The 20,263-nt window shown below is 65.0% G+C and carries 18 protein-coding genes; 11 read left to right on the top strand and 7 right to left on the bottom strand.

The annotated features are described in order from the left end of the window. Window positions 1-15: 15 nt before the first annotated feature. Window positions 16-1,017, top strand: a complete 1,002-nt coding sequence (locus tag BM382_RS17295) for an asparaginase (RefSeq protein ID WP_053160486.1) — start codon at window positions 16-18, stop codon at window positions 1,015-1,017. Window positions 1,018-1,081: 64 nt separating this feature from the next. Here the strand turns inward: BM382_RS17295 and BM382_RS17290 are convergent, their stop codons facing one another. Further along, a complete protein-coding gene (locus BM382_RS17290; RefSeq protein ID WP_026020147.1) occupies window positions 1,082-1,627 on the bottom strand; it encodes a hypothetical protein in 546 nt (181 codons plus the stop codon). A 198-nt stretch (window positions 1,628-1,825) separates the two neighbouring features. Here BM382_RS17290 and BM382_RS17285 point away from each other — a divergent pair, with 198 nt between their 5' ends. The 5 genes from BM382_RS17285 to BM382_RS17265 all read left to right on the top strand — a co-directional run bounded on the left by BM382_RS17285 (window position 1,826) and on the right by BM382_RS17265 (window position 9,134). After that, a complete protein-coding gene (locus tag BM382_RS17285) occupies window positions 1,826-2,818 on the top strand; it encodes an AraC family transcriptional regulator (protein ID WP_015637519.1) in 993 nt (330 codons plus the stop codon). Window positions 2,819-2,888: 70 nt separating this feature from the next. Beyond that, the gene (locus tag BM382_RS17280; protein WP_072443412.1) at window positions 2,889-4,802 is read left to right on the top strand and encodes an ankyrin repeat domain-containing protein; all 1,914 of its coding nucleotides are present in this window, start codon (window positions 2,889-2,891) and stop codon (window positions 4,800-4,802) included. Between the two features lie 109 nt (window positions 4,803-4,911). Beyond that, window positions 4,912-6,825, top strand: a complete 1,914-nt coding sequence (locus BM382_RS17275) for an ankyrin repeat domain-containing protein (protein ID WP_072443409.1) — start codon at window positions 4,912-4,914, stop codon at window positions 6,823-6,825. 164 nt (window positions 6,826-6,989) lie between these two features. Then, a complete protein-coding gene (locus BM382_RS17270; protein WP_011064310.1) occupies window positions 6,990-8,021 on the top strand; it encodes a histone deacetylase family protein in 1,032 nt (343 codons plus the stop codon). 12 nt (window positions 8,022-8,033) lie between these two features. Next, window positions 8,034-9,134, top strand: a complete 1,101-nt coding sequence (locus BM382_RS17265; RefSeq protein WP_072443407.1) for a polyamine ABC transporter substrate-binding protein — start codon at window positions 8,034-8,036, stop codon at window positions 9,132-9,134. Between the two features lie 113 nt (window positions 9,135-9,247). On the opposite strand, the gene BM382_RS17260 is transcribed toward BM382_RS17265, so the two are convergent. Continuing rightward, window positions 9,248-10,459, bottom strand: coding sequence for a YeeE/YedE family protein (locus tag BM382_RS17260; RefSeq protein ID WP_072443406.1), 1,212 nt, complete (start codon window positions 10,457-10,459; stop codon window positions 9,248-9,250). A gap of 39 nt (window positions 10,460-10,498) precedes the next feature. Next, on the bottom strand, window positions 10,499-12,049 hold the full coding sequence (locus BM382_RS17255; RefSeq protein WP_072443404.1) for a MocR-like pyridoxine biosynthesis transcription factor PdxR: 1,551 nt from the start codon (window positions 12,047-12,049) through the stop codon (window positions 10,499-10,501). Window positions 12,050-12,155: 106 nt separating this feature from the next. On the opposite strand from BM382_RS17255, the gene BM382_RS17250 reads away from it, so the two are divergent. The 3 genes from BM382_RS17250 to BM382_RS17240 are packed head-to-tail and all read left to right on the top strand — an operon-like array spanning window position 12,156 to window position 13,947. After that, window positions 12,156-12,779, top strand: coding sequence for an FMN-binding negative transcriptional regulator (locus BM382_RS17250; protein ID WP_072443402.1), 624 nt, complete (start codon window positions 12,156-12,158; stop codon window positions 12,777-12,779). A gap of 30 nt (window positions 12,780-12,809) precedes the next feature. Beyond that, window positions 12,810-13,256, top strand: coding sequence for a GNAT family N-acetyltransferase (locus tag BM382_RS17245; protein ID WP_072443400.1), 447 nt, complete (start codon window positions 12,810-12,812; stop codon window positions 13,254-13,256). A 19-nt stretch (window positions 13,257-13,275) separates the two neighbouring features. Further along, the gene (locus BM382_RS17240) at window positions 13,276-13,947 is read left to right on the top strand and encodes a GNAT family N-acetyltransferase (protein ID WP_072443398.1); all 672 of its coding nucleotides are present in this window, start codon (window positions 13,276-13,278) and stop codon (window positions 13,945-13,947) included. A gap of 66 nt (window positions 13,948-14,013) precedes the next feature. Here BM382_RS17240 and BM382_RS17235 read toward each other — a convergent pair whose 3' ends face one another. Continuing rightward, window positions 14,014-14,913 carry a homocysteine S-methyltransferase family protein gene (locus tag BM382_RS17235; RefSeq protein ID WP_072443396.1) on the bottom strand — a complete coding sequence of 300 codons (900 nt, stop codon included), beginning with the start codon at window positions 14,911-14,913 and terminating at the stop codon, window positions 14,014-14,016. A 110-nt stretch (window positions 14,914-15,023) separates the two neighbouring features. On the opposite strand from BM382_RS17235, the gene BM382_RS17230 reads away from it, so the two are divergent. Continuing rightward, window positions 15,024-15,845, top strand: a complete 822-nt coding sequence (locus BM382_RS17230; protein ID WP_015637530.1) for an ABC transporter substrate-binding protein — start codon at window positions 15,024-15,026, stop codon at window positions 15,843-15,845. Continuing rightward, a complete protein-coding gene (locus tag BM382_RS17225; protein WP_072443394.1) occupies window positions 15,842-16,678 on the top strand; it encodes an amino acid ABC transporter permease in 837 nt (278 codons plus the stop codon). Before BM382_RS17230 ends, BM382_RS17225 begins: the two co-directional genes overlap by 4 nt. Before the next feature lie 3 nt (window positions 16,679-16,681). Here BM382_RS17225 and BM382_RS17220 read toward each other — a convergent pair whose 3' ends face one another. From BM382_RS17220 to oadA, 3 genes are all read right to left on the bottom strand, one after another. Further along, window positions 16,682-16,951 carry a helix-turn-helix domain-containing protein gene (locus BM382_RS17220; protein WP_072443392.1) on the bottom strand — a complete coding sequence of 90 codons (270 nt, stop codon included), beginning with the start codon at window positions 16,949-16,951 and terminating at the stop codon, window positions 16,682-16,684. Continuing rightward, window positions 16,948-18,222 carry a type II toxin-antitoxin system HipA family toxin gene (locus tag BM382_RS17215; protein ID WP_072443390.1) on the bottom strand — a complete coding sequence of 425 codons (1,275 nt, stop codon included), beginning with the start codon at window positions 18,220-18,222 and terminating at the stop codon, window positions 16,948-16,950. The genes BM382_RS17220 and BM382_RS17215 overlap by 4 nt, the downstream gene beginning before the upstream one ends. Before the next feature lie 232 nt (window positions 18,223-18,454). Further along, entirely contained in the window at window positions 18,455-20,263 is a 1,809-nt protein-coding gene (oadA, locus tag BM382_RS17210) for a sodium-extruding oxaloacetate decarboxylase subunit alpha (RefSeq protein WP_019093474.1), read from the bottom strand.

Raw genomic sequence — 20,263 nt, 5'->3', positions numbered from 1 at the left:
GTTTCGGAGAATCCCATGACCCCTTCGACCTACCCTGGCGCCCAGCACGTCATGGTGCTCTACACCGGCGGCACCATCGGCATGCAGGCCAGCGCCGACGGCCTGGCCCCGGCCTCGGGTTTCGACGTGCGCATGCGCGCCTACCTCGACAGCCAGCCCGGGCTGGTGCTGCCGGCCTGGCGCTTTCGCGAGATGGCGCCGCTGATCGACAGCGCCAACATGACCCCCGACTACTGGCAGCGCCTGCGTGAAGCGGTGGTCGAAGCCGTGGACCAGGGCTGCGACAGCGTGCTGATCCTCCATGGCACCGATACCCTGGCCTACAGCGCCGCCGCCATGAGCTTCCAGTTGCTGGGCCTGCCGGCGCCCGTGGTGTTCACCGGCTCGATGCTGCCAGCGGGTGTGCCCGACAGCGATGCCTGGGAAAACCTCAGCGGCGCCCTGTCGGCCCTGGGCCAGGGCCTGGCCCCGGGGGTGCACCTGTACTTCCACGGCGAGCTGCTGGCACCGACCCGCTGCGCGAAAATCCGCAGCTTCGGCCGTCACCCGTTCGCCGCCCTGAAGCGCAATGGCGGCGGCGCCAGGGCCGAGGCGATTCCCGCCGGGCTGGATTACCGCCAAGCCAGGCAACTGGCCAAGGTCGGCGTACTGCCGCTGTTCCCCGGCATCGGCGCCGAGCTGCTGGACGGAGTGCTCGACAGCGGCATCCAGGCCCTGGTCCTGGAATGCTTCGGCAGCGGCACCGGCCCCAGCGACAACCCGGCGTTCCTCGCCAGCCTCAAGCGCGCACAGCAGCAAGGCATCGTGGTGCTGGCCGTGACCCAGTGCCATGAAGGCGGTGTCGAGCTGGACATCTACGAAGCCGGCAGCCGCCTGCGCGGCGTGGGCGTGCTGTCCGGTGGCGGCATGACCCGCGAAGCGGCGTTCGGCAAGCTCAATGCGCTGCTCGGCGCCGGGCTGGAAACCGCCGAAGTGCGGCGCCTGGTGGAACTCGACCTGTGTGGCGAGTTGGGCTGAAGCTCGGGAGCCGGTAGCTATGCAGTAGCCGCCGGCTCGACGACAAACAACGGGGGCTGTCAGGTTACTTCTTGACCGAATAATCCTGGCCCCAGACCCGCACCGAACTCGAACTCTCGATCGGCCCCTCAAACACGAACTTCTGCCGCACTGCCGCCTTGGCCGGGATGGTGACTTCGTCCGGGTTGTCGAGGCTGACAGTCAGGTTGTTGGCGTAACCGTCCTGGTCGATCGCCAGCAGGGCGCCGGTCTGCTTGAGGTTGATCAGCCGCAACTGGCTGTCGCTGCTGTTCTTGAAACCCAGGGTGACGTTGAAGCTGTCGCCGACGGCTTCGGTCTTCAATACCTGGACCTCGACGCGGCCTTTCATTTGCTCACGGGAGGAAATGATCGACGCACCGTCGACGCCTTGCGCCGATTGGCGACCATCGAGCACACCTTCGCTGACGCCGCCCAAGAGGTTCTTGCCTGCCGAGATGGCTGACGAGACGGCTGACTTGGCAGAGTCCTTGATGGTGCTTTCGCTGCCTGGCTCAGCCTCGGCCAGGCACAGCGAACTCAGGAGCAAGCCGGACACCAGAAGCAGGGAACGCGCAGGAATGAGGGTCATACATAGTCCTTTATCGGGGTTGCTGCACCGCCACCTCAGGCGGTGAATGGCAGGCAGGTTGCACCAATCAATGCGCCAAGTCACTAGCCACACAACGCCGGGAATGCCGCATGTCGCTGGCCGGCAAACCGCAGGCCTGATCGCGGGCGGCATGCAACTTGCTCCGGTTAAGGGTCTTTCCCAGGCTGGAATCTGCGCATGCTGCACTCGCACCTCACCACCCTCAATGCGGTTTCCCTGATCCTCAACACCTTCAAGGACCAGGGCCAGGCCGGCGGCGCGCTGTTGGCCGGCAGCGGTATAAACCCCGCCGACCTGAGCCGCGCCGACACTCGCATCACCACCAACCAGGAAATGCTAGTGTGCGCCAACGCCGTGGCCTTGCAACGGGACATCGGCCTGGAACTGGGCCGGCGCATGCACGTTTCCTCCTACGGCATGCTCGGCTACGCCCTGCTCACCAGTGCCACCTTAGGTGACGCTTTGCGCCTGGCGCTGCGCTATCCGGCGCTGATGGGAACACTTTTCGAACTGAGCCTGGAAACCGACGGTTCGCGCATCTGGCTGACCGCCGCCGACTACCGCGAAAGCCCGGCCCTGGCCGCGTTCAATACCGAGTTCTGCCTGGTGTCGCTGAAGGTCATCTGCGACGACCTGCTGGGCCACGCCCTGCCGCTACTGGGCGCACGCTTCGACTACCCGGCCCCGGACTATCAGCAACGCTACCGCGAGCCTTTCGACTGCCCGCTGCAATTCAACGCCAGCAGCAACGCCTTCGCCTTCGACCAGCGCTGGCTGGACCAGCCCCTGCCCCTGGCGGACGTGATCACCCACCAGGCCATGGCCGAACGCTGCCGCAAGCAGAACACCGAGTTCACCGGGCGCCAGGCCTGGCTGGGGCGCATCCGCCAGTTGCTGGCGGCGCAGCTGGACGCCGCACCGGGCCTGGAGGGGCTGGCGGAACAGATGAACTGCTCGGCCCGGACCCTGCGCCGCCACCTGCGGGACCTGGGGTGCAGCTATCAGGAACTGCTGGACGAGCTGCGCTTCGAGCGCGCCAAGCAGATGCTCTGCGAAGACCAGATGCCCATCTACCGCATCGCCGAGGCCCTGGGCTTCAGCGAAACCGCGAGCTTTCGCCATGCTTTCATCCGCTGGAGCGGCGTGGCGCCGAGCCAGTTCCGGCCCTGACAAAAACCCCGGCACAACGCTGGCGATTGCATTACATTGCCGACCTTTCTACCGGCAAGGGACTGCACGCTTGAACCTATTCACAGACGCCATCGGCATTCGCAGGCTTTGCCTGGCACTGGTGCTGCTGGCTGGCGTCCCTGTCGCCCAGGCGTTCGACCTGTCCAAGATCAAATGGTGGGAGATGTCCCGCAGCTTTGTCCTGGATGAGCCGGAAACCGCCATCCTGCAGATCAAGCCGTTCCCCCTGCCCGGCCTTGCGCAAGTGCCGGCGCGGATCGTCCTCAGCCAGTACCGTGGGCTGTTCTATCTCAATGCCTACCAGGACCTGGATTACCAGCAGCGGATCTACAAGTCCGCGCCCCTGCCGCTGCTCAGCCCCGAGGACCTGCGCAACTGCGTGTCGCCGGACAACCCGATCCAGGTCTCGGACAACTGGCCACCGAGCAACACCCTGGACACCGGCATCACCCTGACGCCGCTGGGTTTCGACTGTTCGGTGCCCCCGCAGTGGCAACTCAGCCTGCGCTACCTGCTGATCGACCAGCGCGATCCCCAACACCCGCTGCTGGCCATCAGTCACCGCCAGGACATGACCCAGATGGACTTCACCCCGTTGCAACCCATCAGCGTCGAGACCGGGCAACAATGGTTGCAGGCCTTGCAGAAGTTTCCGCCGTGGTTCCGCGCCTTCGACAGCGGTAGCGGGCCGATCACCCTCAATGCCTACACGCCACCGGCCACGGCGGACAGCGTGTGGAAGCAGTTTCGTGCACTGCATGAACAACTGCGCACAGCCAAGGACAAGGGGCCGGGCATCCGCCAGGTGGAAGACTTCTTCGCCCTCCATGACTATCGCAGCATCGCCATCGACCACAGCGAATACCCGGGCCTGCTCAATGACATCGCCTACTGGACCAGCGAGGCCGGTCAGTTGAACACCGCCCGGAACTGGCTGTTGGAAGTGCTGCGCCGGGATCTGGGCCGCATGCCGACCTACCTCAACCTGGCCGACCTGGACTGGGCCCTGTTCGAGCAACGGCCGTTGGACAACATCCACCAGGGCCGGGCCATCGAGGGTTATCGGCTGTACTGCGGCATGCGCCTGCAACGCCAGATGAGCGTGCCGCCGCGGGTGCTCAAGCGCCTGGGCCTGGAGTCCGCCAACCCGCAGGCGTGCCAGGGCTTCTGGCCGCTGGTGGCCGCCGCGGATGCCGGCGACGAGGCAGAGGTAAGGCGTTTGCTGGCCAGTGGCGTCAGCGGCGAGGTCATGGCCGAGGACGGCCGCAGTGCCCTGCTGCACGCTCTGGATGCGCCGCACCTGGAGATCGCCCGACTGCTGCTGGCCCACGGCGCCCACACCAGCGGCCAGTACCAGTGGAGCACCCTGGCCATGCTGGCCATGCAACGTGACCTCAAGGACAGCCCCGACCTGAACCAGGGCGGGCGCCTGAAATTTCTCCTGCAAGCCGGCGTCGCCATCGATGAGCCGAACAGTCGCGGGCAGACACCGCTGATGAAGCTGGCCGAGCAGGAACGCAACCTCCAGGGCTTCACCTGGTTGCTGCAGCACCCGCAGAACCTCGACCTGCGTACCGTCGACGACGGTGAAACCGCGCTGTACCGCGCCTTCTGGAGCAACAACTACCCGGCCATGAAACTCCTGATAGAGGCCGGCGCCGATCTGAACCTGAGCTATGGCCGCGGCACCTGCGGCAACGAGCCCATGGGCCAGAGCCTGCTGATGCTCGTTGCCGACAAGATTTCCCCGGACCAGCACTCCCCCATCGTGAGCATGCAGGACACCCTGGACATGTTCACCCTACTGCTGGAAAAGGGCGCCGACCCCAACGTCGGCCAGCGCTGCGAGAAAAAGGGCCGGACCCTGCTACTGGAGATCATCGCCCGGAAAAAACGCGACGACATGCTCAAGGTGCTGCAAGGCTTTGCGCCGCCAGCGCCGGCGACGGCGTTTCGTCCTTGAGGCGTGGCGCCGAACCCGCTGCGCCCCTGAAACAAAGCCCGGCACAACGGCGCCGATTGCATTACATTGCCGGGCTTTCTACCGGCAAGGGACTGCACACGTGAACCTATTGACCGCCATCGCCCGGCGCATCGGCATTCGCGGGCTTGGCCTGGCGCTGGCACTGCTGGCTGCCACCCCCGTGGCCCAGGCCTTCGACCTGGACCTGGCCTGGTTCAAATGGTCGGGAATGCGCCGCAACTTCGTCCTCGACTACCCGGAAACCGCCACCCTGGAGCTCAAGCCGTTCCCCCTGCCGGGCCTCGCGCGGATGCCGCTGCGGATTGTCCTGAGCCAGTACCGCGGGCTGTTCTACTTCAATGCCTATCAGGACCTGCAGTACCGGCAGCGGGTCTACAAGTCGCCGCCGATGGCTCTGTTCAGCCCTGAAGAGCTGCGGGCCTGTGTGTCCCCGGGCGATGACATCCAGGTCAACGACATCTGGCCCACGAGCAACAGCCTGGTCCCCGGCATCACCCTGACGCCCCTGAGCTTCCAGTGCAAGGAGCCATCCGAGTGGCAACTTAGCGGGCGCTACCTGCTGATCGACCAGCGCGATCCGCAACATCCGCTGCTGGCCATCAGTCACCGCCAGGACCTTGGCCAGATGGAATTCACCCCGTTGCAACCCATCAGCGAGGAAACCGGGCAGCAGTGGTTGCAGGCCCTGGAGACATTCCCGCCGTGGTTCCGCCCCTTCACCCAAGGCAGCGGGCCGATCACCGTCAATGCCTTTGTGCCTGCGCCAGCCTCGACGCCGGACAGCCTGTGGAAAGAGTTCCGCGCGCTGCACGAACAACTGCGCACGGCCAAGGACAAACTGCCGGGCATCCGCGAAGTGGAAGACTTCTTCGTCACCCATGACTTTCGCAGCATCGCCACCGAGCGCCGTGAATACGCCGGCCTGCTCAACGACATCGCCTACTGGACCAGCGAAGCCGGGCAGCTGAGAACCGCCCGCCCCTGGCTCAAGGAAGTGCTGCGCCGTGACCCCGGGCGCATGCCGACCTACCTCAACCTGGCGGACCTGGACTGGGCGATCTACCAACAACGCACGCAGGACAACATCCACCAGGGCCGGGCCATAGAAGGTTATCGGGTGTATTGCGGCCTGCGCCTGAAGCGCCAGATGAGCATCCCGCCCCGGGTGCTGCAGCGCTTGGGCCTGAACGCCGCCAACCCCCGGGACTGCCAGGCCTTCTGGCCGCTGGTGGACGCGGTGGATGCCGGCGACCTGAGCGAAGTGCAGCGCCTGCTGGCCAGTGGCATCAGCGGCGAGGTCATGGCCGACGATGGCCGCAGCGCCTTGTTGCACGCCCTGGACGCACCGCACCTGGACATCGCCCGGCTGCTGCTGGAGCACGGCGCCCACACCAGCGGCCTGTACAACTGGACCACCCTGGCGACCCTGGCCATGCGCCGCGACCTGGGCGACAGCCCCGACCTGAGCCAGGGCGGACGCCTGAAGTTCCTCATCGAGGCTGGCGTGGCCATCGACGAACCCGACAGCCAGGGCGTGACGCCACTGATGCAGATGGCCGAGAACAAGCGCAGCCTGCAAGGCTTCAGCTGGCTGCTGCAGTACCCGCAGAACCTCGACCTGCGCAACAAGAATGACGGCGAAACCGCACTGTACCGTGCCTTCTCGGGCAACAACTACGTGGCCATGAAGCAGTTGATAGCGGCCGGCGCCAACCTCAACCTGAGCTACGGCCGTGCCGTTTGCAACAACCAGCCCGTCGGCGAAAGCCTGCTGACCCTGGTCGCCGACAAGACCTCCGCCGACGCCCAGTCGCCCTCCGTCAGCCAGCGGGACACCCTGGAGATGTTCACTCTGCTGCTGGAGAAAGGCGCCGACCCGAATGTCGGCCAGCACTGCGAGAAAAAGGGCTACGCAATATTGCTGGAAGCCATTGCCCGGAAAAAACGCGAGGACATGCTCAAGGTCCTGCAGCGCTACGCCCCTACCCCGCCTGCCAGCTGAAACCGGATGGCGCCCCGCAACGGGGCGCCATGCCTCTTTAAGGGGCGAATTTCGGTCAAACACTTTGGCCACATCAATCCCCTTTTGGCCGCTCCTGCCGTTCTCCCAAACCCCGCGCCCCGCAAGACTGTGCTCCACCGAATCAGCCTGCGGAGAACAAGAAAATGCTGACGATCTACTCGGACGATCACCACCTGCACCACGGCCGTTGCGAACTCATCGACGGGCAACTGATGCCCTGCTTCGAAATGCCTTCCCGGGCCGACCACGTGCTGGATCGGGTGAAACATCAAAACCTGGGGCCGGTAGAGGCACCCAAGGACTTCGGCCTGGAGCCCATCGAGCGCATCCACAGCCGGGCCTACCTGGACTTCTTCAAGGGCGCCTGGGCGCGCTGGGCGGCACAGGGCATCGACGGCGACCTGCTGCCCTACACCTGGCCGGCGCGTACCTTGCGCAGCGTGATTCCCACCAGCCTCCACGGCCAGCTCGGCTACTACAGCTTCGACGGCGGCGCGCCGATCACCGCCGGCACCTGGCAGGCGGCCTATAGCGCGGCGCAGGTGGCGCTGACCGCCCAGGCCCATATCCAGAATGGCGCCCACAGTGCCTTCGCCCTGTGCCGGCCACCGGGACACCACGCCGCCGGCGACCTGATGGGCGGCTACTGCTACCTGAACAACGCCGCCATTGCTGCCCAGGCGTTCCTCGATCAGGGCCACAGGAAGGTCGCGATCCTCGACGTCGACTACCACCACGGCAACGGCACCCAGTCGATCTTCTATGAGCGCAGCGACGTGCTCTTCACCTCGATCCACGGCCACCCGGAAGCCGAGTTCCCGTTCTTCCTGGGCTATGCCGACGAATGCGGCGAAGGCGCCGGGGAAGGCTTCAACTTCAACTACCCACTGGCCGCCGGTAGCGGCTGGGATGCGTGGAGCGCGGCCCTGGAACAGGCCTGCAACGAAATCCAGCGCTATGACGCCGACATCATCGTGGTGTCCCTGGGCGTGGACACCTTCAAGGACGACCCGATCTCGCAATTCAAACTCGACAGCCCGGACTACCTGGCCATGGGCAAGCGCATCGCCGCCCTCGGCAAGCCGACGCTGTTCGTCATGGAAGGCGGTTATGCGGTAGAGGAAATCGGCATCAACGCCGTCAACGTTCTCGAAGGCTTCCAAAGCGCCCAGTGAGGGATTCGCATCATGCAAAGACTCAAACGCTTAATGATCCCCGCCCTGTGCGCCAGCCTGCTGGGGACCGCCGCCCACGCCGAAGAACGCACCCTGCGGGTGTACAACTGGTTCGACTACATCACCCCCAAGGCCCTGGAAGACTTCAAGGCCCAGAACAGCCAGGTGAAGCTGGTCTACGACATCTTCGACACCAACGAAGCCCTGGAGGCCAAGCTGCTCACCGGCAACTCCGGCTATGACGTGGTGGTGCCGTCCAACGTGTTCCTGGCCAAGCAGATCGAGGCCGGGGTGTTCCAGCCCCTGGACCGCAGCAAGCTGCCCAACTGGAACCACCTGGACCCCAAGCTGATGAAGCTGATCGAGGCCAACGACCCGGGCAACAAGTTCGCCGTGCCCTACATGTACGGCACCATCCTGATCGGCTTCAACCCGGACAAGATCAAGGCCGCCCTGGGGGACAAGGCGCCGGTGGACAGCTGGGACCTGATCTTCAAGGAAGAGAACATCAGCAAACTCAAGCAGTGCGGCGTGGCCCTGCTGGATTCGCCGTCGGAAATCCTGCCCCTGGCCCTGCAGCACCTGGGCCTGGACCCCAACAGCAAGAAACCGGCGGACTACGAGAAGGCTGAAGCGCTGCTGATGAAGATCCGGCCGTACATCACCTACTTCCACTCGTCCAAGTACATGGCCGACATCGCCAATGGCGATATCTGCGTGGCCGTGGGCTATTCGGGGAGCTTCTCCCAGGCCGCCAACCGCGCCAAAGAAGCCAAGAACGGCGTGACCGTGGACATGCGTCTGCCCAAGGAAGGCGCGCCGATCTGGTTCGACATGCTGGCGGTCCCCAAGGGCGCGAAGAACCCGGAAGATGCCTACACCTTCATCAACTACCTGCTGCAACCCCAGGTGATTGCCCCGGTCAGCGACTTTGTCGGTTACCCGAACCCGAACAAGGATGCCACCGAGCGGGTGGACCCTTCGATCCGCAACAACCCCAACCTGTATCCGACAGAAGCGGCCATGAGCACCCTGTACACGCTGCAGCCGTTGCCCCGTGATGCAGAGCGGGCGCGGACCCGGGCCTGGACCAAGATCAAGTCCGGGACCTGATCCGGCGCAAGCACACGGGCGGTGTTCTGGTGGGCGGCGAACGACGAGGACGCGGCGGGTGATAGACCGCGTCGCCGCTGTTCGCCGGCAAGCCGGCTCCTACACAGTGGCGTTTAGCAGCCGGTGAGGCCTTGGGGGGTGCGCTCTTCGGCGAAGAACCAGGGCCGCAGGCGCACGCCCACGCCGTTGCCGATGAAGGCCGCCACCAGCCACAGCCAGCCATGCAGGCTGCCGGAGGCGATGCCGCTGAAGTAGGCGCCGATGTTGCAGCCATAGGCCAGGCGCGAACCGTAGCCCAGCAGCAGGCCGCCGATTACCGCCGCTACCAGGGAACGGGTGGGGATTCTCAGGTTGGGGGCAAAACGTCCCGCCAATCCTGCCGCCAGCAACGCACCCAGGACGATGCCGATGTCCATGACGCTGGTGATGTCCTGCCACACCGGTGCCGCCAGCGCCTTGGCATTCGCCGCGCCCTGCCAGAACACCCAGCTGCCTACGTCCACCCCCAGCCCGCTGGCGACCTTGGCGCCCCACAGGGCGAACGCCGAGGTAATGCCCCATGGGCGCCCCGCCAGGGCCAGGGTGGCAAAGTTCAGCAGAGCCAGGGCTACCGCGCCCCAGACCAGCGGCCAGGGGCCGCGCAGCAGCCGGCGCCAGCCCTGGTGCTCGCTGGGGACCGGAGCTTCAAGGCTGCCATGACGGCGCTTTTCCAGGGTCAGGGTGAGCACCGCGATCAGCGCGAACAGGCACAGGCTCAGGCCCAGCGCCGGGCCTACACCAAAACTCTGGACGATAGAGATTGGCGGCAGCGACGGCAGCGCAAACCACCAGTCGACGTGATGGGTGGCGATCAGCGAACCGCAAATGAAGAACGCCAGGGTCACCAGCATCCGCGCATTGCCGCCGCCAACGGTGAACAGGGTGCCCGAGGCGCAACCGCCGCCCAACTGCATGCCGATGCCGAAGATGAAGGCACCGAAGATCACCGAGACGCCGGCCGGCGCCACCAGCCCCACCACCGGCTGGCCGAACAGGCTGCCCGCCCCCAGCGCGGGGAAGAACAGCAGCACCGCCAGGGCCAGCATGACCATTTGCGCTCGCAGGCCGGCGCCACGCCGGTCGCGGATGAACACCCGCCAGGCCGAGGTGAAGCCGAAGGCCGCGTGGTACAGGGTCAGCCCCAGGGCAGCGCCCAGCAGCAACAGCAGCACCTGGCGGGCACCCACCTGGGCTTGCAGGAACAGAGCACCGGCCACCAGCAGCAGCAAGGCGAACAGCGGGGCGCCGAACTTGCGTTCAGGCGCCAGGGAGAGGGTCTGGCTCATGGGGGTTCTCGCGCGGGAAATGCTCGCGAGTATACCGCTTCAGGCCCGCCAGGCCTGGCGCAAACGGCTTACCGCAGCCTGTATATCGGCTTCCGGCACAGCCGCGAAGCCCAGCACCAGCCCGGCCCGCTGGTCCTCGGGCAAGGTGGTTTGCGGCAGCCAATAGCTGCTCAGGCCGGCGACCTCGACCTCCACACTGGCGGCCTGGGCCAGCAGTTCCTGTTCCCGCGCCAGGCTGTCGACCCGCACCGTCAGGTGCAGCCCCGCCGCCACGCCGGGCAGTGGCCCGACGCCGCCGATCGCCTGCGGCCAGGCCGCCAGCAAGGTGTTGCGCCGGCTCAGGGCCGCCCGGCGCATGCGCCGGATATGCCGCTGGAAGTGCCCGGCGGCCATGAACTCGGCCATCACCGCCTGGGTACTGACCTCGGAATGGCGCACGTCCACCGCCCGGCGCTGGGCGAAGACCTGGACCAGGGTCGGCGGCAGCACCAGGTAGCCCAGGCGCAGGGCCGGAAAGGCGACCTTGCCGAAGGTACCGACGTAGATCACCCGGCCCTGGCGGTCCAACGCCGCCAGGGGGGCCAGGGGCGCACCGCTGTAGCGGTACTCGCCGTCGTAGTCGTCCTCGATGATCCAGCCCTGGCTGCGTTCGGCCCAGGCCAGCAGCTCCAGGCGCCGGGCCAGGCTCATGATCACCCCGGTGGGGTACTGGTGGGACGGCGTGACATAGGCCAGGCGGCAGCTGTCCAGCTGCTCCAGCTGGCGGCAGTCGATGCCCTCCTGGTCCACCGCCACGCCCTGCAACTGCGCACCCGCCAGGGCGAAGGCATGCCCCGCGGCGCGGTAGCCGGGGTTTTCCACAGCCACCTTGTCGCCTGGCTCCACCAGCAGCTGTGCACAAAGGCTGATGCCCTGCTGCGCGCCACTGGTGATCACAATTTGTTCAGCCGTGCAGTTCAGGCCCCGAGCGCTGCGCAGGTAGGCGGCGATCAGGCTGCGCAGCCGCGGATCGCCCGCCGAGTCGCCGTAGCACAATTGCCCGAGGTCGGGCCTGCGCCAGAAAGCCGCATTCAGCTTGGCCCAGACCTCGAACGGGAACAGATCGAAGGCTGGCACGCCAACCCGAAAAGCCCGTGGCGGCCCCTTGGGCGGGGTACTCAAATGATGGGTTTGCAGGCGCTGCCAGCCGCTGCTGTGGATAACTTTACTGGATAAATCACCAGCCATATCTGCCTGTTTTGTGGATAACCCTGTTGGTAAGCCTGTTGAAAACCCTGTGGATAGTTTTGTGGATAGTTTTTTGATCGGCAATCGGGTTTCCGGCAATTGCGCCACATAGGTGCCGTCACCGACCCGCCCTTCGATAAAACCCTCGGCGTACAGCTGGTCATAGGCCCGCACCACGCTGTTGCGGGAAATCCCCAGGGCGGCGGCCAGGTCGCGGCTGGCAGGCAGGCGCGTACCACTGGCCAGGCGCCCGTCCAGCACCCGCTGTCGCAAGGCCTGGTACAGCTGGCGGCTGAGGCCCTGGCGGCGGTCCAGCTCAATGCCGGCAGGGTTGAAAGACAACGGGGGTACGGCACTGTTCATCGAGGTTCACCCGGGCAATTGGACCTACAAAATAGACCAGAGATGGCTCTTACAACGAACCATTAGCCTGCCTAGGATGCAGCCACTCGCCAAGGATTTTTTTTACATGTACCTACCCCGCGCTTTCGTCGATGAAGACCTCGCCCGCCTGCAGCAACTGATCCTGGGCAGCCGCCTGGCGACCCTGGTGACCTGGGGCGCCCTGGGCCTGCAGGCCAGCCACCTGCCCCTGCTGCTGGACCCCGGACAGGGGGCCAATGGCACCCTCTACGGGCACCTGGCCAAGGCCAACCCGCAATGCGCCGAACTGGCCGCTGGCGCCGAGGCGCTGGTGATCTTCACGGGCGAGGATGCCTACGTCAGCCCCGCGTTCTATCCAAGCAAGGCCGAGCACGGCAAAGTGGTGCCGACCTGGAACTACGTGGCAGTGCACGCCTATGGCCAGCCTGAGGTATTCAGCGACCCGGAGCGGCTGCTCAAGGTGGTGGGGGGCCTGACCGAGCGTCACGAAGCCGGCCGCCCCCAACCCTGGCAAGTGACAGATGCCCCCGCCGACTACCTGGAGGGCATGCTCCGGGCAATCGTCGGCTTTGCCTTGCCGATCCAGCGGCTGGAAGGCAAGCGCAAGCTCAGCCAGAACCGCAGCGCCGAGGATATCGCCGGGGTGCGCGAAGGCCTCGCGGCCAGCGCCGACCTGCGCGACCAGCAACTGTCCCGATTGATGAGCTAGGTTTTCGTCCAGAACAATAAAGGAGCTTTCATGCGCCAGATCCAGATCCGCCCCGTTACCGCCGCCGACCACAGCGCCTGGCTGCCCCTGTGGCAGGCCTACCTGCGCTTCTACGAGACCGAGCTGGCGGATGCCGTGACCCAGAGCACCTGGCAGCGCTTTCTCGACCCCCGCGAACCCACCCACGCGGCCCTGGCCTGGGACGGCGAGCGCGCCGTGGGCCTGGTGCATTTCATCTACCACCGCTCCAACTGGAGCATCGAGAATTCCTGCTACCTGCAGGACCTGCTGGTGACCCCGGACCAACGCGGGACCGGCGTGGGCCGCCAGCTGATCGAGTTCGTCTACGCCCAGGCCAAGCAGGACGGCTGTGCCAAGGTGCATTGGCTGACCCACGAAACCAATGCCACGGCCATCCAGTTGTATGAGCGCATCGCCGAGCGCCCGGGTTTCATCCAGTTCCGCAAACCCCTCTGAGTTGCCAAGGAGCCACTGCATGTCGATTTCACTCGCCGATTGGAAAGGCGTTCCCGCCCCCTCGGCCACCCTGCTTGATGGGCGCTTCATCCGTTTGGAAAGGCTCGACCCGGCGCGCCATGGCGACGATCTGTTCCAGGTGCTGCAAGGCCCTGGCGCCGATCCGGTGCTGTGGAACTACCTGCCTTACGGCCCCTTCCCCGAGCGCGCGGCGTTCGATGCCTGGCTCAGTGGCCATGCCGCCGCCAGCGACCCGTATTTCTTTACTGTGATCGACCGCGCCAACGGCCAGGCCCAGGGCATCATCAGCCTGATGTCCATCGTCCCGGCCCAGGGCCGCATCGAGATCGGCCACGTGACCTTCGGTTCCCCCATGCAGCGTTCGCCAAAGAGCACGGAAGCGGTGTACCTGCTGGCCAAGGAAGCTTTCGCCCTGGGTTACCGGCGGCTGGAGTGGAAGTGCAACAACGCCAATGAGCGCTCGCGCTATGCCGCACAGCGCTTGGGTTTCAGCTTCGAAGGGGTGTTTCGCCAGCACATGGTGGCCAAGGGACAGAACCGCGATACCGCGTGGTTCTCGATCCTGGACGGGGAATGGCCGGCAATCGCCAGGGGCTTCGAGCAGTGGCTCAGCGATGAAAACCAGAGCGGCTCGGGGCAGCTCAAGTCGCTGGCGGAGTGTCGCGGGTAAGCGGGATTTTCGCCGGCAAGCCGGCTCCTACAGGCCTGTGTAGGAGCCGGCTTGCCGGCGAAGGACTCAACCGAGCTTCTGCGCCAACACCGCAATATGCTCCGGCCCAATGCCGCAGCAACCGCCCACATGGCTGGCACCGCGCTGGTGCCAGTCCGCTACCCAGTGCAGATAACCCGGCGGGTCCAGGTCTTCACGCAGCGGGCACAGGCCATCGTTGGCGGTGGCATCCTCGGGCTGCGGCGGGAAGGCGTTGGCGTATACGCCGATATGGATCTGCACCCCCAAGCGCTCGAAGGTTTCACGAGCCGCATCCACTGCCGCACCAATCACTTCCGGCTGGCTGCAGTTGAACAGCAGGGTCTGCACGCCCAACTGCGCCGCCGCTGCCGCCGCTTCTGCCACCGGTTCGCCGGAACGCAGGCGTGGCACTTCATCGACGTCTTCATCCTTCAGGGTGAAGGACAGCCAGAACGGCTTGCCGTCCTTGGGCAATCCGGCGTGGATGGCCCGCGCCTCGGCGATGGAGCTTTGGGTTTCTGCGAGCCACAGGTCCACGAAAGGCGACAGGCCCTTGACCAGCGGGCTCAGCACTTCCTCGACCCGGGACGCATCGAACAGGTCCGGGCGATAGGAACCGAACAGCGGCGGCAACGAACCCGCGACCCGCACCGGCTTGCCGGAGGCCTCTACTGCGCGGCGCGCCAGCTCACCGGCCAGAGCCGCCAGGGCTTGGCCTTCAGCGGCAAAACGTTCCTCGCCGATATGAAACGGCACCACCGCGTAGCTGTTGCTGGTGATCACGTTGGCACCGCTGTCGATATAGGCCGCGTGCACCGCCTCAACCGCCTGGGGCGCCTCGCTCAGCGCCAGGGCCGACCATTCAGGCTGCCGGAACGGCGCCCCGCGACGCTGCAGTTCACGCCCCATACCGCCATCGAGAATTACCGTATTGCCTGCGCCCATATGCTTTTTACTCATATGCTTATGAAAATAACTCACTACCGGAGTCGTTCTTATAACTATTAAATACGCACCATTCGGTTAATAACAACTCTTTTTCAGTCAGGATTCCGATGAATTTCAAACCGCTGCTGGCCCTCGGCCTGACCCTTCTCGCCGCCTCTTCCCAAGCCTTCGCCGGCGCCACCCTGGAACGTATCGAGCAGAAAAAGGAGCTGGTCGGAGTGCTGATGGAAAGCTACCCGCCCTTCTCGTTCCTCAATGACCAGAACCAGCTGGACGGCTTCGACGTCGACGTGGCCAAGGCCGTGGCCGACAAGCTCGGCGTCAAGCTGCGCCTGGAAACCCCGTCCTGGGATGTGATCGCCGCCGGACGCTGGAGCGGGCGCTACGACATCTGCATCTGCTCCATGACCCCGAGCAAGGCCCGCGCCGAGGTCTTCGACTTCCCGGTGCAGTACTACGCCTCGCCGGCGGTGATCGTGGTCAACGCCAAGGATGAACGGATCCACGGCGCCCAGGACCTGAGCGACAAGAAGGTCGGCCTCACCGCCGCCTCCAGCTACGAGGGCTACCTGAACAAGAACCTGGTGATCGAAGGCGCCGAGGACACCCACCTGCAATATCCCTTCGAGAACGTGCAAATCGCCCCCTACGACACCGACAACGTGGCCTTCCAGGACCTCGGCCTGGGCCCGGGCGTGCGCCTGGATGCGATCCTCACCAACCTGGTCACCGCCCAGCCGCGCCTGACCCAGGACTCGCGCTTCAAGCTGGCCGGCGAGCCGCTGTACGCCGAGCCCAACTCGGTGGCCATCGAGAAAGGCGATGCCCAGTGGAATGCCAAGGTGCGTGAAGTCTTCGCCCAGCTGAAGCAGGACGGCACCCTGAGCAAGCTGTCGCAGAAATGGATCGGCGCCGACATCAGCCAATGACCGCCTACACGCCACCGCCGCAGCCACCACAATCGGTGGCTGCACCGCTGCTCAAGCGCCTGCTGGGCTTTCGCACCCGCCTGTACCTGACCTGGGGCGCGTTGCTGGTGCTGTTCGCCAGCTTCTTCCTGAGCTTCGATCTGAAGTTCTCGATCATCCTCGACAAGCTGCCGAACCTGCTGGGCCTGCACCTGTCCCCCAGTGGTTTCCTCCAGGGCGCGGCGCTGACCCTGTTCCTTTGCGCCTGCGCCATCGTCGCCTCGTCGCTGCTGGGCTTTGTCACCGCCCTGGCGCGGCTGTCCTCGAGCGCCGTGGCGTTCGGCATCGCCAGCTTCTACGCCTCGTTCTTTCGCGGCACACCGCTGCTGATCCAGATCCTGCTGATCTACCTCGGCCTGCCGCAACTGGGGGTGGTGCCGGGCGCCATTACCGCCGGGATCATCGCCCTGTCGCTGAACTACGGCGCCTACCTCAGCGAGATCTTCCGCGCCGGCATCCTCGGCGTGCCACATGGCCAGCGCCAGGCCGCCCTGGCCCTGGGCATGAGCGACAGCGTGATCTTCTGGCAGGTGACCCTGCCCCAGGCCATGCGCACCATCATTCCGCCGGCCACCAACCAGTTCATCTCGATGCTCAAGGACTCGTCGCTGATCTCGGTAATGGGGGTCTGGGAAGTGATGTTCCTGGCCCAGTCCTACGGCCGTTCCAGCTACCGCTACATCGAGATGCTCAGCACCGCAGCGCTGATCTACTGGCTGCTGTCCATCGGCCTGGAACTGATCCAGGCGCGGATGGAAAGGCATTACGGCAAGGGTTACGTTCAGCGCGGGTGAAGCTCAAGGGCGCAGGGAAACCACTCCCATCTGCAGGCCGAAAGGCTTGAACACCGCGTTCAGCGACTTGAGGGTCGGGTTGCCGTCGCCGTGTTCGATATGGATCAGGGTACGCAGGGAAATCCGGCACATCCTGGCGAACTGGCTCTGATGCAACCCGGTGACTTCAGTGCGCAGGCGCTTGACCGCATCACCAACCGACAAACGCCCAGCGGCCAGTTCCTGGTGGATGTTATCGATCAGCAGGCCGCGCTGTTCCAGGGTCGTAGTCATCGCAAACCCCACTCCTGCAGGCGTCGATCCAGGTCACGCAGGTAAATGCGCGGGTGATTCAGGGTGGCCTCGGGCAAGCCCCCGGCACTCAGCAGGTCCGGCAGGGCCCGTAGCCGTTCGGCATCTTCGCGCAGGCGCGTCAGCGCAGCATCGGGATCGATCAGCGGCTTGAGGCTGGCACACACCTGGCGCCAGTCGATATCACCCGCCACTTCCATCCGGCCGGGCCATTTGGTGCTGCGGGTAATGCCCTTGTCATCCATCACTCGCGGCGCCAGATCGTGGATCGGCGCCAACTGCACCTGGCCCTCGTGACGGATGATCCAGGTATTGCGCCCATGGTTGGCCGAGTTGCCAAGGATCTTGTTGAGCAGGTCCCGACGCAGGTAGTCGGCCACCAGCTCCGGGATCGCCGAGGCCTGCCCGGCGGTTCGCCAGAGTTCGGCCAGCAGCCCCAGGACCTTGGTGTGCCGCATGCCCAGGCTCTGGCCGGGCAACCCCGCCAGGGAATAGATGGACTCCAGCGCCAGCCGTTCCACACCCTGCCCCTGCAGGCGACGATCAAAGCGTCGCATCCACAGGCTCGGCTGCCGCTCCTCTTCCAGGGCCAGGCCTTGGGCGGGAACCGTATCGATGCCCAGCTGCTGCAGCGCCCGGTAGTAGTGGAACTCGCTTCTGAGCATGTCGCAGTCATTTGGCGTCGCCTGCTCTGGCGGGCATTTCACCAGCCAGTGGCACGCCGCCAACCTGTCTTCCAACAGCGCATCGGGGTACAGCAACCCGTCACGCCCCTGGGTCAGCAGCAGCTTCGTCGCCTCGCCAACGGCACCGGTGGCCCCGCTCATTGCCGCTCCCTGTTCATGGGCGTATTCAAGAAAGCGGTTGTCGCGGGCGCTGACCTCGGCCCGGGAGAACCCCTGCAGCGGCCGTTCATTCATGGCGGCAAGGGACTCCTTGATCCGCAGATTGCCCATAGGGGCCGCGCTGGATCGGGCCAGCAGGAACAAGTCGGGGGCAATGCCGGCGGGGCGCGCGCCCACCGAGCGCTCGGCCAAAAAACGCTGCATGGTGAGCGTCGGCGCAATGTCATACAGGAACGCCGGGGCGCCCGGACTGCGCAGCAGTTCCCAGGTCAGCGGCAGACGCACACTCACCGATCCCGCCAGCGGCGTGGCAAAGGCTTCCAGATTGCCTGCCAGGTACGACTGCTCATAACCCAGACGGCAAGGGCTGGTGAAGCCCTGCTCGGGATGCTCGAAAATCAGGGTCATCGCATCGCTCCACGTCCCGGCGCGATGGACCTGTAAAGTCAGCTGTAGCATTCATTACCTGCAATTTAATGCACTTTTGGTGCGTCATTACCTCTGCGAAATGCATTGTAATGCAGATATAGCCGATTTTTGCAGACAATAAGTGCACTAAAATGCACTCAGGCAAATCGTGGACAAAAAAAGGGAGGCCGTAGCCTCCCCGAGGTAAAGCGTTGCAGATGAAGGCCTGAACTCAGCCTTCGATCTCGATCAGGATCTCGCCCGGGTTGACCCGGTCGCCCTTGGCCACATGGATCGCCACGACCTTGCCGGCAACCGCTGCCTGGACTTCGGTCTCCATCTTCATGGCTTCGGTGATCAGTACCGCCTGGCCGGCCTTGACCATGTCGCCTTCCTTGACCAGCACATCGACGATGTTGCCCGGCATGGTGGTGCTGACATGGCCCGGGGCGCTCGCCTGCTTGCGCTTGCTGCCACCACCGCCGACGAATTCGTTGAGAGGTTCGAACACCACCTCTTCCGGCATGCCGTCGATGGACAGGTAGAAGTGGCGCTTGCCTTCGGCCTTGACCCCAACCCCGGTGATGTCGACGCGGTAGGTCTCGCCGTGGACGTCGATGACGAACTCGGTGGGCACGCCTTCACCGCCCGGCTTGCTCACGCCGCCCGCTTCAGGAATCGGCAGCAGCACTTCCGGAACCAGGGTGCCGGCCTCACGCTCTTCAAGGAACTTGCGCCCGATGTCCGGGAACATGGCGTAGGTCAGCACGTCTTCTTCGGAATGCGCCAAGGCGCCGATTTCGCCACGCAGCTTGGTCATTTCCGGCTTCAGCAGGTCGGCGGGACGTACATCGATCACCTCCTCGCTGCCGATGGCCTGGCGCCGCAGTTTCTCGTCGACTTCCCCCGGAGCCTTGCCGTAGCCGCCTTGCAGGTAGAGCTTCACTTCGTTGGTGATGGTCTTGTAGCGCTCGCCAGCCAGGACGTTGAAGAACGCCTGGGTACCGACGATCTGCGAAGTCGGGGTCACCAGCGGTGGGTAGCCCAGGTCGTGACGGACCCGTGGAATCTCGGCCAGCACTTCGTTCATGCGGTTCAGGGCGCCCTGCTCTTTGAGCTGGTTGGCCAGGTTGGAAATCATCCCGCCCGGCACCTGATTGACCTGCACCCGGGTATCGACCGCAGTGAATTCGCTTTCGAACTGGTGGTACTTCTTGCGCACGGCGTAGAAGTACAGGCCGATTTCCTGCAGCAGCTCCAGGTCCAGGCCGGTGTCGAACTCGCTGCCTTTGAGGGCTGCGACCATGGATTCGGTACCCGGGTGGCTGGTGCCCCAGGCGAAGCTGGAGATGGCGGTGTCGATATGATCAGCGCCGTTCTCGATGGCCTTGAGTTGGCACATCGCGGCCAGGCCCGCGGTGTCATGAGAGTGGATGAACACCGGCAGCGACAGCTCTGCCTTCAGCGCCTTGACCAGCTCGCCGGTGGCGTAAGGGGTCAACAGGCCGGCCATGTCCTTGATCGCGATGGAGTCGCAGCCCATGGCTTCCATCTGCTTGCCCTGGGCCACGAAGGCCTCGATGGTGTGCACCGGGCTGGTGGTGTAGGCGATGGTGCCCTGGGCGTGCTTGCCGGCGGCTTTCACCGCTTCGATGGCGACCCGCAGGTTACGCACGTCGTTCATGGCGTCGAAGATGCGGAACACGTCGATGCCATTGACCGCCGCCTTGGCCACGAAGGCCTTGACCACGTCATCGCTGTAATGGCGGTAGCCCAGCAGGTTCTGGCCGCGCAGGAGCATCTGCAGGCGGGTGTTGGGCAGCGCGGCGCGCAGTTTGCGCAGGCGCTCCCAGGGGTCTTCCTTGAGGAAGCGCACGCAGGCATCGAAGGTGGCGCCGCCCCAGACTTCCAGGGACCAGTAGCCGACTTTGTCGAGCTTGTCGCAGATCGGCAGCATGTCGTCGGTGCGCATGCGGGTCGCCAGCAGCGATTGGTGGGCGTCGCGCAGGATGGTGTCGGTTACATGAATCTTCTTGGACAT

This window comes from Pseudomonas sp. NFPP25, assembly GCF_900116505.1.
GTDB lineage: Bacteria > Pseudomonadota > Gammaproteobacteria > Pseudomonadales > Pseudomonadaceae > Aquipseudomonas > Aquipseudomonas protegens.
Note: the sequence above shows the minus strand (reverse complement) of the source record. Positions and strands in the feature narration are given on the sequence as shown.

Bases quoted from the DNA above. Each gene is read 5' to 3' on its own strand.
- BM382_RS17295 (WP_053160486.1), top strand. From the start codon at position 16: ATGACCCCTTCGACCTACCCTGGCGCCCAGCACGTCATGGTGCTCTAC.
- BM382_RS17290 (WP_026020147.1), bottom strand. From the start codon at position 1,627: ATGACCCTCATTCCTGCGCGTTCCCTGCTTCTGGTGTCCGGCTTGCTC.
- BM382_RS17285 (WP_015637519.1), top strand. From the start codon at position 1,826: ATGCTGCACTCGCACCTCACCACCCTCAATGCGGTTTCCCTGATCCTC.
- BM382_RS17270 (WP_011064310.1), top strand. From the start codon at position 6,990: ATGCTGACGATCTACTCGGACGATCACCACCTGCACCACGGCCGTTGC.
- BM382_RS17265 (WP_072443407.1), top strand. From the start codon at position 8,034: ATGCAAAGACTCAAACGCTTAATGATCCCCGCCCTGTGCGCCAGCCTG.
- BM382_RS17260 (WP_072443406.1), bottom strand. From the start codon at position 10,459: ATGAGCCAGACCCTCTCCCTGGCGCCTGAACGCAAGTTCGGCGCCCCG.
- BM382_RS17255 (WP_072443404.1), bottom strand. From the start codon at position 12,049: ATGAACAGTGCCGTACCCCCGTTGTCTTTCAACCCTGCCGGCATTGAG.
- BM382_RS17250 (WP_072443402.1), top strand. From the start codon at position 12,156: ATGTACCTACCCCGCGCTTTCGTCGATGAAGACCTCGCCCGCCTGCAG.
- BM382_RS17245 (WP_072443400.1), top strand. From the start codon at position 12,810: ATGCGCCAGATCCAGATCCGCCCCGTTACCGCCGCCGACCACAGCGCC.
- BM382_RS17240 (WP_072443398.1), top strand. From the start codon at position 13,276: ATGTCGATTTCACTCGCCGATTGGAAAGGCGTTCCCGCCCCCTCGGCC.
- BM382_RS17235 (WP_072443396.1), bottom strand. From the start codon at position 14,913: ATGGGCGCAGGCAATACGGTAATTCTCGATGGCGGTATGGGGCGTGAA.
- BM382_RS17230 (WP_015637530.1), top strand. From the start codon at position 15,024: ATGAATTTCAAACCGCTGCTGGCCCTCGGCCTGACCCTTCTCGCCGCC.
- BM382_RS17225 (WP_072443394.1), top strand. From the start codon at position 15,842: ATGACCGCCTACACGCCACCGCCGCAGCCACCACAATCGGTGGCTGCA.
- BM382_RS17220 (WP_072443392.1), bottom strand. From the start codon at position 16,951: ATGACTACGACCCTGGAACAGCGCGGCCTGCTGATCGATAACATCCAC.
- BM382_RS17215 (WP_072443390.1), bottom strand. From the start codon at position 18,222: ATGACCCTGATTTTCGAGCATCCCGAGCAGGGCTTCACCAGCCCTTGC.
- oadA (WP_019093474.1), bottom strand. From the start codon at position 20,263: ATGTCCAAGAAGATTCATGTAACCGACACCATCCTGCGCGACGCCCAC.